Annotated in this window: 12 protein-coding genes; 6 read left to right on the forward strand and 6 right to left on the reverse strand. The window is 68.8% G+C overall.

The window, feature by feature from the left end; genetic code table 11:
* Nucleotides 1-969, reverse strand: coding sequence for a 4-hydroxy-3-methylbut-2-enyl diphosphate reductase (gene ispH / locus HNQ73_RS10820; RefSeq protein WP_183334849.1), 969 nt, complete (start codon nucleotides 967-969; stop codon nucleotides 1-3).
* Between the two features lie 122 nt (nucleotides 970-1,091).
* On the opposite strand from ispH, the gene HNQ73_RS10825 reads away from it, so the two are divergent.
* The 5 genes from HNQ73_RS10825 to HNQ73_RS10845 all read left to right on the forward strand — a co-directional run bounded on the left by HNQ73_RS10825 (nucleotide 1,092) and on the right by HNQ73_RS10845 (nucleotide 6,968).
* Complete coding sequence (locus HNQ73_RS10825; protein ID WP_183334850.1) at nucleotides 1,092-1,706, forward strand: HAD family hydrolase; 615 nt, start codon at nucleotides 1,092-1,094, stop codon at nucleotides 1,704-1,706.
* Nucleotides 1,707-1,871: 165 nt separating this feature from the next.
* Nucleotides 1,872-3,728: a monovalent cation:proton antiporter-2 (CPA2) family protein gene (locus tag HNQ73_RS10830; RefSeq protein ID WP_183334851.1), complete on the forward strand. Its 1,857-nt coding sequence runs from the start codon at nucleotides 1,872-1,874 to the stop codon at nucleotides 3,726-3,728.
* On the forward strand, nucleotides 3,728-5,128 hold the full coding sequence (locus tag HNQ73_RS10835) for an MATE family efflux transporter (protein WP_244650095.1): 1,401 nt from the start codon (nucleotides 3,728-3,730) through the stop codon (nucleotides 5,126-5,128). The genes HNQ73_RS10830 and HNQ73_RS10835 overlap by 1 nt, the downstream gene beginning before the upstream one ends.
* A 205-nt stretch (nucleotides 5,129-5,333) precedes the next feature.
* Nucleotides 5,334-6,044: a hypothetical protein gene (locus HNQ73_RS10840; RefSeq protein ID WP_183334852.1), complete on the forward strand. Its 711-nt coding sequence runs from the start codon at nucleotides 5,334-5,336 to the stop codon at nucleotides 6,042-6,044.
* Nucleotides 6,045-6,062: 18 nt separating this feature from the next.
* Nucleotides 6,063-6,968: a DUF937 domain-containing protein gene (locus HNQ73_RS10845; protein WP_183334853.1), complete on the forward strand. Its 906-nt coding sequence runs from the start codon at nucleotides 6,063-6,065 to the stop codon at nucleotides 6,966-6,968.
* Between the two features lie 45 nt (nucleotides 6,969-7,013).
* On the opposite strand, the gene HNQ73_RS10850 is transcribed toward HNQ73_RS10845, so the two are convergent.
* On the reverse strand, nucleotides 7,014-7,517 hold the full coding sequence (locus HNQ73_RS10850; protein WP_244650097.1) for a DUF1127 domain-containing protein: 504 nt from the start codon (nucleotides 7,515-7,517) through the stop codon (nucleotides 7,014-7,016).
* Between the two features lie 222 nt (nucleotides 7,518-7,739).
* Between HNQ73_RS10850 and HNQ73_RS10855 the strand changes: the two genes are divergently transcribed.
* Nucleotides 7,740-8,627, forward strand: a complete 888-nt coding sequence (locus HNQ73_RS10855; RefSeq protein WP_183334854.1) for a LysR substrate-binding domain-containing protein — start codon at nucleotides 7,740-7,742, stop codon at nucleotides 8,625-8,627.
* Between the two features lie 4 nt (nucleotides 8,628-8,631).
* Here HNQ73_RS10855 and HNQ73_RS10860 read toward each other — a convergent pair whose 3' ends face one another.
* The 4 genes from HNQ73_RS10860 to HNQ73_RS10875 form a co-directional block, all read right to left on the reverse strand.
* A complete protein-coding gene (locus HNQ73_RS10860) occupies nucleotides 8,632-8,790 on the reverse strand; it encodes a Flp family type IVb pilin (protein WP_244650099.1) in 159 nt (52 codons plus the stop codon).
* 102 nt (nucleotides 8,791-8,892) lie between these two features.
* Nucleotides 8,893-9,837: a DMT family transporter gene (locus HNQ73_RS10865; protein WP_244650101.1), complete on the reverse strand. Its 945-nt coding sequence runs from the start codon at nucleotides 9,835-9,837 to the stop codon at nucleotides 8,893-8,895.
* A 112-nt stretch (nucleotides 9,838-9,949) separates the two neighbouring features.
* On the reverse strand, nucleotides 9,950-11,320 hold the full coding sequence (locus HNQ73_RS10870; protein WP_183334857.1) for a glutamate--cysteine ligase: 1,371 nt from the start codon (nucleotides 11,318-11,320) through the stop codon (nucleotides 9,950-9,952).
* Nucleotides 11,321-11,449: 129 nt separating this feature from the next.
* Nucleotides 11,450-12,583 (reverse strand): carboxylate-amine ligase, encoded by a 1,134-nt coding sequence (locus HNQ73_RS10875; protein ID WP_183334974.1) that lies wholly within the window; start codon nucleotides 12,581-12,583, stop codon nucleotides 11,450-11,452.
* Between the last annotated feature and the right edge of the window lie 99 nt (nucleotides 12,584-12,682).

The raw sequence follows: 12,682 nt of genomic DNA on the forward strand, positions 1-12,682 counted from the left end.
CTACTCCGCCGCTTCCTTGCGCAGCTCGCGCGGCAGGGGGAAGAAGACGCTCTCGTCCGCTGTCGAGACGGTCTCGACCGTCACCTCGTAGCGCTCGGCAAAGGCGTCGATGATCTCCTCCACCAGCACCTCCGGCGCCGAGGCGCCCGCGGTGAGGCCGAGCCGGCGGATGTTGCCGAAGATCGTCCAGTCGATGTCCTCGGCGCGCAGCACAAGGCGCGCGGCCGCACAGCCGGCACGCTCGGCCACCTCGCGCAGGCGCTGGGAGTTGGACGAGTTGGGCGACCCCACCACGATCATCGCGTCCACCTGCGGGGCGACGCGCTTGACCGCCTCCTGGCGGTTGGTCGTCGCGTAGCAGATGTCCTCCTTGTGCGGGCCGACGATGGTGGGAAAGCGCGCCTTGAGCGCCTCCACGATCTCGCGCGTATCGTCCACAGACAGCGTCGTCTGCGTCACATAGGCGAGGGCGTTGGCATCGGGGGGTGTGAAGGCGGCCACGTCAGCCACCGTCTCGACGAGGGAGATGGCTCCCTCGGGCAACTGGCCCATGGTGCCCACAACTTCCGGGTGGCCGGCATGGCCCACGAGCACCACGTGACGGCCGCGGCGGTGATGCACTTCCGCCTCGCGATGCACCTTGGTGACGAGCGGACAGGTGGCGTCGATGGCAAAGAAGTTACGCCGCAGCGCATCCTCCGGGACGGCCTTGGGCACACCGTGCGCCGAGAAGATGACGGGCGCGTTCGTCGGCGGGATCTCGTCGAGCTCGTCGACGAAGATGGCACCCTTCTGCCGCAGGCTTTCCACCACGTACTTGTTGTGGACGATCTCGTGGCGCACGTAGACCGGCGGGCCATAGATGGCCAGCGCCTTCTCCACGGCGTCGATGGCGCGCACAACCCCGGCGCAGAAGCCGCGCGGGGCACAGATCAGCACGCTCAGGGGTGGCTTTTCGGCAACGCTCATCGAAACACCGGTCACGATCGTGCGGGGGATGTGGCGGCAGGCGGGCTCTCATGTCAAGAACGGCTTCGCCGCTGCGACGACGCGTGCGGAAGCTTCCGCCTCCCGAGACGACCCGACGAGACATGCCGTCCGCCATACGCCTTGCCATCTTCGACATGGACGACGTGCTGTGCCACTACGACCGCGACCGGCGCCTGGCCGCGCTCGCGCGCCTCTCGGGCCGGAGGGTCGACGAGATCCTGGCTGCCATCTGGGAGAGCGGCTTCGAGGACGAGGCCGATGCGGGCGCGATGGATGCCGAGACCTATCTTGCCGGCTTCGGCGAGCGCCTGGGCTATCCCATCACGCGCGATGAATGGGTGGAGGCGCGTCGCGTCGGCATGGTGCCCTTCCCCGACAGCCTCGCCCTCGTTGACCGCGTGAAGGAGAGCGCGATGGTGGCGGTGCTCACCAACAACGGCTTCCTCACCGGCGAAGAGATCGACCGGCTGTTCCCCGGCCTGCGCCAGCTTTTCGACGGCCAGGTCTTCGTCTCGGCCCGCTTCGGCACCAAGAAGCCGGATCCCGAGATCTACCGGCGCGTGTGCGCTGAGTTCGGCGTCGCCCCCGAGGAAGCGTTCTTCACCGATGACAAGCCCTGGAACGTGGAAGGTGCGGTGAAGGCCGGGCTCGAAGGCCACGTTTTCGACGGCGCCGAGGGCCTGCGGCGCGCCCTCGCCCGGCTCGGGCTGGTGTGAGCCGGAGGAAGGGGAAAGGGGCAGGCGGCATTCCCCTCGCGTGTGGCCTGAGATAGTTATTGACCGGTTCTGCTTCGGCGAGGGTGCCCGGCAGGTGCCGGCCGGCCGTTGCCCGAGCCATCTCGCCCGCCTTCGATCCGGCAGCGGGCCAGCCACGAGTTGCCCATGGCCGCCAGCACCGCCGAACATGCGAGCTTCATGCCGCCAATCCTGACCTTTTGCGCCGCAGCGGTGGTGGCTGTCCCCCTCTTCCGCAGGCTCGGGCTTGGCTCCGTTCTCGGCTATCTCGTCGCCGGCATCGTCATTGGCCCGTCGGTGATGGGGCTCGTCGGCGACACGCGGGACGTACGCGGTGTGGCGGAGCTGGGCGTCGTGCTGCTGCTCTTCATCATCGGCCTCGAGCTGAAGGTGTCGAACCTCTTCGCCATGCGGCGCGACATCTTCGGCCTGGGCCTGGCGCAGATCGTCGTCACCTGCGCCCTCACCGCCGCGGTCGCTGCCGTGCTCGGCCACAGCGCGCGGGGGATGATCGTCACCGGGCTCGCGCTGTCCCTGTCAGCGACGGCCATCGCGCTGCAGGTACTGGACGAGCGGCGCGATCTTTCCACGCCCTACGGCCAGCGCACCTTCTCCATCCTCCTGTTCCAGGATCTGTCCATCGTGCCGATCCTGGCGCTTGTGCCGCTTCTGGCCAACACCGAGACGCTCGGCAGCGGGCAGGCGCTGGCGGGGGCCGCCGGCGCCTCGGCGCGCGCCCTCGCCGCCGTCGCGCTCGTGGTCGTGGTCGGCCGCTACCTGCTCAACCCGCTGTTCCGCCTGCTCGCCGGCAGCGGCGGCCGCGAGGTTATGACCGCCGCAGCGCTGCTCGTCGTGCTCGGAGCCGCGATGCTGATGGAGCAGGTGGGCCTGTCCATGGCCATGGGCGCATTCCTCGCCGGGGTGCTGCTGGCCGAATCGAACTTCCGCCACCAGCTCGAGGCCGATATCGAGCCCTTCCGCGGCCTGCTGCTCGGCCTCTTCTTCATGAGCGTCGGCATGTCGCTCGATGCAGCCTACGTGCGCCAGCACGCGCTGCTGCTTCTCGTCCTCGCACCGGCCCTCGTCATCGGCAAGAGCCTCATCGCCGCCGTTCTTGCCCGCGGCTTCGGCTCTGCCTGGCCGGACGCCCTGCGCATCGGCGTCCTGCTCGCGCCAGCGGGCGAGTTCTCCTTCGTCCTGGTGCCGCTCGGGGGCGAGGTCGGCCTGCTGACGAGTGAGCGCGTGCAGATCGTCACCGCGCTCGCGGCGCTCACCATGCTGCTCGGCCCGTTGCTCGCGCGGCTGCTCGAGAACCGTCTTGCGCGAAGGCCCGCGTCGGCCGAGCCGCCGCCGGATGTCACCCTGCCCGCCGGCGAGACCGGCGCCAGCGTCATCGTCGTCGGCTTTGGCCGGTTCGGCCAGGTCGTCAACCAGGTGCTCCTCGCCCGCGGGGTGGACGTGACGGTGATCGACCGCGACGTCGGCAGCATCCGCAACGCCGCCCGCTTCGGCTTCAAGATCTATTACGGCGATGGCGGGCGCCTCGACGTGCTGCGCGCAGCGGGCGCCGGCTCGGCCGACGTCATCTGCGTCTGCATCGACGATGCGGCCGCCGCCCTGAAGATTGCCGAGATGGTCCACGCCGAGTTCCCGCGCGCCCGCACCTATGTGCGCGCCATCGACCGGGCGCACGCGATCGACCTCATGAACCTCGAGGTCGATTTCCAGATCCGCGAGACCTTCGAATCGGCCCTGCAGTTCGGCCGGGCGACCCTCGAAGGGCTCGGCGTCTCCGAGGAGGAGGCCCGGCTCGTCACCGAGGATGTGCGCCGGCGTGACATCGCGCGCCTCGTGCTCCAGCGCAGCGAGGGCCTTCTCGGCGGGAAGGAGCTGCTGCACGGCGCGAAGCTGAAACCCGAGCCGCTGACGCCACCCCGAAAGAGGGCCGCTGGGCTGAGCGCCGAAACGCGCGATCTCGTGGCCGACGCCGAGGCACACCGGTAATGAGCGCGGTTTCCCGGCAGGACCGTCCCGCCCAGCCCGCGGACACTCCCGCCGCCCCGCCTCCGGACGGGGGCGAGGCCGGCAAGTTCACGCAGGGCTCGACGCTGCGCCACGTGCTCGTGATGACGGCAGCCGGCGCGATCGGCCTCGTAGCCGTCTTCGTCGTCGACTTCCTGTCGCTTCTCTACATCTCCTGGCTCGGTGAGCCGACGCTGACCGCAGGCGTCGGCTTCGCCACCATCGTCCTCTTCTTCGCCACCTCCATCAACATCGGCCTCATGATCGCGGTGGGTGCGCTCGTGTCGCGCGCGCTCGGGGCCCGCGAGCGGGAGAAGGCGCGGCGCCTCGCCGTCTCGGGGATGGTGCAGACGGGAGTCATCGCCGGCATCGTCGGCCTCGGCTCCCTGCCCTTCCTCGGCCCGCTGCTCGCCCTGCTCGGCGCCCACGGTGAGGCGCAGGACGCGGCCATGCGCTTTCTCGTCATCGCCCTGCCGGCCAATATCTTCATGGGCCTCGGCATGGCGCTCTCTGGCGTTCTGCGCGCGGTGGGCGATGCGCGCCGCTCGATGTACGTGACGCTTTCCGGCGGGATCGTGACGGCGGTGGCCGATCCCATTCTTATCCTCGGCCTCGGCTGGGGCGTCGAGGGAGCGGCAACGGCGACGGCGCTGTCGCGCCTCGTCTTCCTTGCGGTGGGGCTGCATGGTGCTGGCCGCGTGCACGGCCTTCTGGCAAGGCCGCGGCTCGCCCATGTCGTCGCCGACCTGAAGCCGATGCTCACCATCGCACTCCCGGCCATTCTCGCCAATGTGGCGACGCCGGTGGCGAACGCCTTCGTGGCGAGCGTCATGGCGCGGTTCGGCGACGAGGCGATGGCAGCCGTGGCCATCGTCGACCGCCTGGTGCCGCTGTGCTTTGGCGTCGTCTTTGCCCTGTCCGGCGCCGTCGGCCCGATCCTCGGGCAGAACTGGGGCGCGCAGCGCTTCGACCGCATGCGCCGCGTGCTGCGCGATGCCCTGTCCCTCGTCGTGGTCTACGTGGGCGCGGCGGGGCTCGCGCTCGCCCTCGTCCGTGATGCCGTGCCCCTCCTCTTCGATGTTGCCGGCACGGAAACGGGCCGGCTCGTCGCCTTCTTCTGCGTCATCAGCGGCGTGCTGTGGCTCTTCAACGGCCTGCTGTTCGTCGCCAACGCCTCATTCAACAACCTCGGCTTTCCGCTGATGTCGACGGGCTTCAACTGGGCCAAGGCGACGATCGGCACCATGCCCTTCGCGCTCGCAGGCGCCCACTTCGGCGGCCCGGAGGGCGTTCTCGTCGGCGTGACGCTGGGCGCGATCCTCTTCGGCGTGGCGGGCATCCTCACGGCCTTCTGGACCATCGGGGCTCTCGCCCGGCGATGAACGCCCCTCCGGCGGCGCCTCCTTTCCCGACCACGGCAGGCGCCGGCGCCGGGACATTGACGCGCGCCGCGCCTTGTTCTGCATCCGCCAGCGTTGTTGCACACGAAATTCGGGCGAAAGAGGCGTGAGGGCCAGATTGCCCAATATTAACTTCGCCTGATCAAACTCTCCTCGTTGGCACATTGCTCGAGGTGAAAGGCTTCAGATGATGCATACTTACAATACTGATCGGGAAGAGGCTTCTAAGCTCAATGTTTTCATTAAGTTCTATGGACTTTTCTGGCACAAGAATGCGGTTGACTGGGACAGGCGGCTGCTGCTCGGCCAGCCACAGGGTTGGCTGGGCAAGGGCAACAAGAGGTGCAAGCTCGATCTCGAAAGCATTCAGATGAACTTCTACGACCAGAAGGGCGTCTACATCCTCTACAGCGACCCCCTGCAACCGGTCTATGCGGGACAGGCGGGGATTTCGCGACGCAACACCACCGGTGGGAAGGTGATCGGTGACCGGCTCGCCGCCCATAGCCGCGGCATCTATCGCAACGGCTGGTCCCTGTTTTCCTGGTTCGGCTTTCTGGAAACGGAGCGTTCCCCGCTGACGCGCATGTCGGCCGAGCAGCGGCTGAACCCCACCTGGATCATGCCGGCCACGCTGCCATCCACACCGGACGCAGCCCTCAACGTCCTGCTCGCCTCCTTCGAGGCCATTCTCATCGAGGGCCTGACGCCGCGTTTCAATGCGCGCGGCGGCGACCTGCCCCACGCTGTCCTCGTCGACCAGTACGACCCGAGCCTGGCCACCGCCGCCCGTGGCTGGCGCGGGCGGCAGCCAGCGCGCGCCCCTTCCCGTGCGGGCGGCATCCGGGTCGAGGCCACCTTCCCTGCCGATCTATCGGGCGCGAGCGATAGCCTCTAGAATCATGATCCTGCAGTCATGCCCATGAGAGGCGACCGGGAGGAGCGCGCCATGTTCAACCTGTTCGAGATCATCCAGTCGGCTCAGGGGGGCACGGCCCTCGACAACTTCGCACGCCAGTTCGGTCTCTCGAACCGCGAGGTCGAGCGGGCGGTCGAGGCGCTTCTGCCGGCCTTCACCGTTGGCCTGCAGCGCACGGCTCAGGATCCGTCGGGCCTCATGGGCATGTTCGGTCTCATGGGCGCCGGCCGCTACCAGGCGCCCTTCGAGGATCCGGCGCAGGCCTTTTCGGTGGCGGGCCGCAGCGAGGGCAACGACGTGCTGGCGCAGATCTTCGGTTCGCCCGAGGTCAGTCGTCAGGTCGCTGCCCAGGCGGCCGCCGTCAGCGGCGTGAGCCAGGAGATCATCAAGAAGATGCTGCCCATTCTCGCTGCCCTGCTGATGGGCGGGCTGGCGAAGGGCGCAAGTAACCAGGGGCTCGGCGGCCTCCTTGAGCAGTTCGGCAAGATGTTCGGCGCGCCGGCACCCTCCGGGCCGGCGCCCTCCGCCGAGAGGCGGCAGCCTTCCGGCGGCTCCGACATCTTCGGGCAGCTCAGCGACATGATCCAGCAGGGCGGGTTCCCCGGCATGCCGGGCGCTCAGCCGCAGGCGCAGTCGCCGCAGCAGCAGGATGCGGACGCCCCGCCGCAGCCGCGCAACCCGCTCGAGGAGCTGTTTGACACCTTTCTCGGCGGGCTTGCCGGCCGGCCCGCCGACGCCGCAGGCACGCAGGCCGAGCGCGGCGCGGCCGCGGCACAGCAGCCGTCCGCCCCCTTCGACCGGGAGGCAATCGGCCGGATGTTCCAGGCCGGGCGCGACATCCAGGAGCAGCAGATGGCCACGATGCGCGCCATCCTGGACAGTTTCGGCAAGCCGCGCGGATGAGCGCGGCGCCGGTGGACGCTCCGGGCCTGTCCGGAGCCTCCGCCCTCAGCCGCAGGCGCAGACCGAAGGCGCCGGCACGGCCAGCTTGTCCGCGCGCCGGCCCTTACGGACCTGCGGTCGCGGGCGGTCGACCGGGCGGCATCCGGCCGGCGTGCGCCACCCATCCTGTGCCTTGTCTTGGGCGTTGCCGTCTTGGGCATTGCCATCCTGCCCGTCGCGTTCTGCCTCCTCGCGGGCGCGCATCAGCCGGGCCGTGGCGCGGGCCTGCGCCCGTCGATGATGGGCCCGCTCGGCGAGCAGCGTCGTCGGATCCTGGTAGAGCGGCAGTGACAAGGCACTGTCGACATCCGTCCGCAACAGGCCGATGTCCTTCAGCGTGCGATCATCCAGCTCGGCGAGGCGGTACACCGACCGGCGGTTGAGAAACGCCCGCGCAGCCGCCTTCACCCTGTCCCAGAGGCCTCGACCGGCGCGACGCGCGCCGGCGCTCCCGAGGGTCGGGGCACTCGCCGGGGAAAGCTCCCCCTTCGGCGTCATCAGTTCGCTCATCGTCGTCCTCCAGCAGGTGTCCACGCCGCCGCTCCGCCTCCGGCAAAGGAAACCCGTCGCGGGCCCGCCCCTCGGTCGGGCGGCCGCCGTTGCAGAACGGTCAGGAAATGCGTGAAGCTGGAAGGACTATGGACCAACCGGTTTAATCATTGAAGCGAATGTTTATGATTGCAAGCATCACGATGTGTGATTGAATGCGATCACACAGGGAGGAACGAGGCCATGGCACACATGCTCGACATCGACCAGTTGCGCACCTTCGTCGCCATTGCTGACACGGGGTCCTTCACCAAGGCGGCCGACCTCGTGCACAAGACACAATCGGCCGTGTCGATGCAGATGAAGCGCCTGGAGGAGCGGCTGGGCCGGCCCATCTTCGAGCGTGACGGACGCTACTCCCGCCTGACGGAGGATGGCGACCGGCTGCTCGATTATGCCCGCCGCATCGTGCGGCTGAACATGGAGTGCCTCGCGAGCTTCGGCGATGTCGACCTTGCCGGGCGCGTCCGGCTCGGCGTGCCTGATGACTATGCCGACCGCTACCTGCCGGAGATCCTGGCGCGCTTCTCGCGCTCCAATCCCAAGGTGGAGGTGACGGTCGTCTGCGAGCCGACGCCGATGCTGGTCGAACGGGTCAATTCCGGCGACCTCGACCTCGCCATCATCACCCATGTGGACGGCAAGAACTATTCGGCCGAGATCATCCGCGTGGAGCAGTTGCTGTGGGTCACGTCGGCGCGCCACTGCGTCCATGACGAGACGCCCCTTCCGCTCGCCCTGGGCCGACCTAACTGCAACTGGCGGCAGAGCGCCACCGAGGCGCTGGAAAATGCCGGGCGGCCCTTCCGCGTTCTTTATGCGAGCTGGAACTCGACGGCTGTCGGAGCGGCCGTGCTCGCCGGGCTCGCCGTCTCGGTGCTGCCGGAAAGCGCGGTTCGGCCCGGCATGCGCGTGCTCGGCCCCTCGGACGGGATGCCGGCGTTGCCGGCGTGCAAGATCGGGCTCGTCCGCAACCACCACGACCCGACGGCGCTGGCCAACGCGCTCGCCGAGCACATCGTCCAGAGCCTCGACAACCTCAACGTCAACCGCCTGCAGGCGGCTGAATAGGCCATCACTGCAGCAGGCTGGTCTGCGTCTCGGCAAAGATCCGTGACAGGCTGTCGCCGATGAGCGAGGCGTTGACGACGATGCCCAGCATGACGAAGAGCGCGATGAGGCCGTATTCGACCGCGGTCGACCCGCTCTCGTCCTTCAGAAACGCCTTGAACATGACCGCCTCCATTTGCCATGCAACTTGGCGGGGGCGGCCTCACCGGGAGGTTAACGTCGGGGTTTCCGGACGGGCGACCGTCGCGGCAGGGTGAACCGGCGGTTAATCCACCGGGCGCCGGTCCGGGCGCGTCAGCACGACGAGATTGCCGGCAAGGACGAGGCACAGGCCCACGAGAGCCGGAAGTGACCAGACGTAGCCCTCGAACAGCGTGGAGACGCCGAGTGCGACGACCGGGAACATCACCGTCGCATAGCCCGCACGCGCCGCGCCGATCCGGCCGAGCAGCGTGAGATAGGCGAAGAAGGCGAGCACTGTGGCCGACAGGCTGAGGAAGACGAGCGAGCCGAGGTAGCGCGCCGTCCATTCCACCGTGAAGGTCGCCCCTGTCAGCCAGGCGACGAGGCCCGCCCAGGCCGTGCCGTAGAACATGCCCCAGGCCGAGGCGGGCACGACGGCGATCTGCCGCTTCTGCAGACGCGCCGAGACCATGTTGCCGAGGCAGAAGCTCAGCGTCGCCGCCGCGCTGAAGGCGAGGCCAGCGAGCACGCCCGACGCGCCCTGCGCGGCCGCGAGGTCGGGCAGGAACATCAAGCCGACGCCACTCGCGCCCATCAGCGCCGCGAGCGCCACCCGCCCCTCGATGGGCTGGCCGAGGAGGATGGCGCCCAGGATGAGATTGATGATGGAGGTGAGCGAGAAGACCACCGACACGAGACCGGACGTCAGCAGCCCCGCGCCGTAATAGGCGAGGATGAAGTTGCTGGAGAACATCAGCACGCCCATCAGCGCAAAGCGGGCGTGGTCGGCGAGCGGATAGCGCAGGCGCATGCCACGCGCCGCAGCCCAGGCCATCATCACCGGCGCCGCGAGCAGGAAGCGCCAGACGATCGACACCTCCGGCGCGACCACGCCGACTTGCAGCTTCATGGCATACCAGCTCGTCCCCCAGCAGAAGACGAGCAGGGCATAGAGGGCGAGCGTGCCGCCCGCGAGGCCCTGACGGCCCGCCGGCGCACCGGTTGCTCTCGTTTCGTCGGAAGACAAGGCCGGATTCCGCATGCGCCGCTATGCTAGCCGCGAGTGTCCGCCCCGACCAATGCGGAGCGATGATGAAAACCATGCACGGCGCTGATCGGTGGATCCGCCGCGCATGCGATCAGTAGACGCACTCGACGAAGGCGGGATCGACCGAGCCCTGCCATGGGCCGTGGCAGCGGGCCAGCAGATCCTCGGCGAGCGTACGCCTCTCGGCGACGATCCTGTCGAGCGGGTCGAGGAAATGGGTCTCGTCGCGCCCCTCGGCATCGAGCCGCCTGCGGCGGGCGAGCCCGGTGCGCGCGATGTCGAGAACCTCGCGGCCGAGCTCGGCAAGGCTGCGCCCGCCGATGGTGGCGGCGAGCCCGCTGCGCGGGACGGCCTCGCGCAGCCCCTGCCTGTCCGCCGCGCTCCAGCCCTTCACCAGGTCCCATGCCGCATCGAGGCACCCCTCGTCGTAGAGCAGGCCGACCCAAAAGGCCGGCTCGGCGCAGAGCATGTTCGTCGGCCCGACGTCGGAGCCCCGCATCTCGAGGAACCGCTTGAGGCGCACCTCTGGAAAGAGCGTCGAGAGATGGTTGGCCCAGTCTGACATCGTCGCCCGCTCGCCGGGCAGCTGCGGCAGCCGGCCCTCGAGCAGGTCGCGGAAGGAGGCACCCGAGACGTCGTGGTAGGTGTCGCCGCGCTTGACGAAATACATCGGCACGTCGAGCGCCCAGTCCACATAGCGCTCGAAGCCCATGCCGTCCTCGAAGGCGAAGGGCAGCATGCCCGTGCGGTCGCGATCGGTATCCAGCCAGATGTGCGAGCGCATCGACAGGAAGCCGTTGGGCCGGCCCTCGGTGAAGGGCGAGTTGGCGAAGAGCGCGGTGGCGAGGGGCTGCAGCGCCAGCGCCACACGCAGCTTCTTCACCATGTCGACCTCGCTGCCGAAATCGAGGTTCACCTGCACCGTCGCCGTGCGGAACATCATGTCGAGGCCGAGGCTGCCGACCCTCGGCATGTAGCGGCGCATGATGTCGTAGCGGCTCTTCGGCATCACGGGCGTCTCCGCCCGCGTCCACTTGGGGCTCATGCCGATGGAGAGGAAGCTGATGCCAAGCGGGCGCGCGACCTCCTTGATCTGGGCGAGGTGGGCATGCACCTCGCCGCAGGTCTGATGCACGGTCTCGAGCGGCGCGCCAGAGAGCTCGAACTGGCCACCAGGCTCCAGCGAGATGGCGCCGCCGCCCGTCACGTCATAGAGGCCGATGGGGCGGTCCCCCTCCATGATGGGCTCCCAGCCGAGCAGCCCCTGCATGCCCTCCAGCAGCCGCCGCACGCCCCGTTCGCCCTCGTAGGGCACGGGGGAGAAGTCTGCGGTGTAGAAGGGAATCTTTTCGTGTTCCGTGCCGATCCGCCACGCTTCCTTGGGTTTGCAGCCGGCTTCCACGTAAGCGACGAGATCGTCACGCGAGCCGATGGGGGTGGTGTCGGACACGTCGCGAGCCATGCAATGTCTTTCTCAAGAGCTGCCGCAGCATCGCGGCCCTGGAGGGTTCGGAGTCGGCTCTAGATAGGCCGCCTGCCCGGTCGCGGCAATGCTCCCGCGCAACAATCGTGGCGAGATCTGGGCAGCTCCTCAGGCCGGAGCGACGTTCACGGTCTCGCTCGCCAGCCAGTCGACGACGCCGACGAGCGCGGTGTGCTTGTCGAGCCCGCGGCCGATGCCCTCAAGATAGAGCGCCAGCTGCCGGTCGGCGCTCGTGCCGCGGCTGACGATCGTGCGCGCGTGGGCAATCTCGGCCGTGCAGCCGAGGGCCTCGGCATCCTCCGCCACGCGGTCGATGACGTCCTCCAGCACATCGCCGAAGGCGCGCGCTCCGCCGCCAGCCTCGTCGATGAGTGAACCGTGTACGCCGTAGCGCTGGGCGCGCCAGCAGTTCTCCGCGGCGATGGCGCGGTCGGCGCCGGTGAGGCCAGCCATGACGGCATCGTTGCGGTCGAGGTGGCGTACGAGGGCCCGATAGAGCGCCGCGATGGCGATGGCGTCGTCGAGGCTGGTGCAGGTGTCGCTGATCCTGAGCTCCAGCGTGCCGAGCCTCGCCGCCGGCCGCACCACCCACCACACGTAGCTCTCGTTGGCGATGGCGCCGGCGGCGACGAGCGCCTCGACGTAGCGGCGATAGTCGGCCTCGTCGGCAAACAGGTCTGGCAGCCAGGTGCGCGGCAGCTCACGATAGGCCGCGAGCCGGTAGCCGAGCAGCCCCGTGCGCCGCCCCTGCCAGAAGGGGGACGAGGTCGAGAGCCCGAGCAGCAGCGGCACGAAGGGCAGCAGCCGGCTCATGAGGTTCACGCGCCGCTCCGGGCACGGGACCGCCACATGTACGTGCAGGCCGCACAGCATGTTGCGCGTGCCAAGCATCTGCAGGTCGCGCATCAGCCGGTCGTAGCGCTCGGCCTCCGTGTGTCGCTGGTGCGCCCAGACGGCCGTGGGGTGCGTGCCGGAGGCGACAATGACGAGGCCGTGGTTGCGCGCGAGGGCGCCAAGCTCCTGCCGCAGCTCGGCGAGCACTGCGCGGGCCTCACCCATCGTTTCGCAGGGCGGCGTCGCAACCTCGATCTGGCTCTGCAGCATCTCGGTGCGCACCGCCTCGCCCATCCTGGCCCGGCACTCGTCGAGGAAGGCGCGCGCCGACTTGCGCCGGGGCCCGCGCGAAAGCGCGTCGCACAGAAAGTATTCCTCTTCGATGCCGAAGCCATAGCTGCGATCCATCATCCATCCTTCCGAGATAGCCGAATCGCGCCATCGTCGACGCGAAATTGGGAAACACGCGGGAACGCCAATTGGCTCCCGCACCTGTCCCCGCAATCC

The organism is Chelatococcus composti, from assembly GCF_014201415.1.
Classification (GTDB): Bacteria; Pseudomonadota; Alphaproteobacteria; order Rhizobiales; family Beijerinckiaceae; genus Chelatococcus_A; species Chelatococcus_A composti.

Bases quoted from the DNA above. Each gene is read 5' to 3' on its own strand.
- HNQ73_RS10845 (WP_183334853.1), top strand. From the start codon at position 6,063: ATGCCCATGAGAGGCGACCGGGAGGAGCGCGCCATGTTCAACCTGTTC.
- HNQ73_RS10875 (WP_183334974.1), bottom strand. From the start codon at position 12,583: ATGGATCGCAGCTATGGCTTCGGCATCGAAGAGGAATACTTTCTGTGC.
- HNQ73_RS10840 (WP_183334852.1), top strand. From the start codon at position 5,334: ATGATGCATACTTACAATACTGATCGGGAAGAGGCTTCTAAGCTCAAT.
- HNQ73_RS10850 (WP_244650097.1), bottom strand. From the start codon at position 7,517: ATGAGCGAACTGATGACGCCGAAGGGGGAGCTTTCCCCGGCGAGTGCC.
- HNQ73_RS10855 (WP_183334854.1), top strand. From the start codon at position 7,740: ATGGCACACATGCTCGACATCGACCAGTTGCGCACCTTCGTCGCCATT.
- HNQ73_RS10835 (WP_244650095.1), top strand. From the start codon at position 3,728: ATGAGCGCGGTTTCCCGGCAGGACCGTCCCGCCCAGCCCGCGGACACT.
- HNQ73_RS10830 (WP_183334851.1), top strand. From the start codon at position 1,872: ATGGCCGCCAGCACCGCCGAACATGCGAGCTTCATGCCGCCAATCCTG.
- HNQ73_RS10870 (WP_183334857.1), bottom strand. From the start codon at position 11,320: ATGGCTCGCGACGTGTCCGACACCACCCCCATCGGCTCGCGTGACGAT.
- ispH (WP_183334849.1), bottom strand. From the start codon at position 969: ATGAGCGTTGCCGAAAAGCCACCCCTGAGCGTGCTGATCTGTGCCCCG.
- HNQ73_RS10825 (WP_183334850.1), top strand. From the start codon at position 1,092: ATGCCGTCCGCCATACGCCTTGCCATCTTCGACATGGACGACGTGCTG.
- HNQ73_RS10860 (WP_244650099.1), bottom strand. From the start codon at position 8,790: ATGTTCAAGGCGTTTCTGAAGGACGAGAGCGGGTCGACCGCGGTCGAA.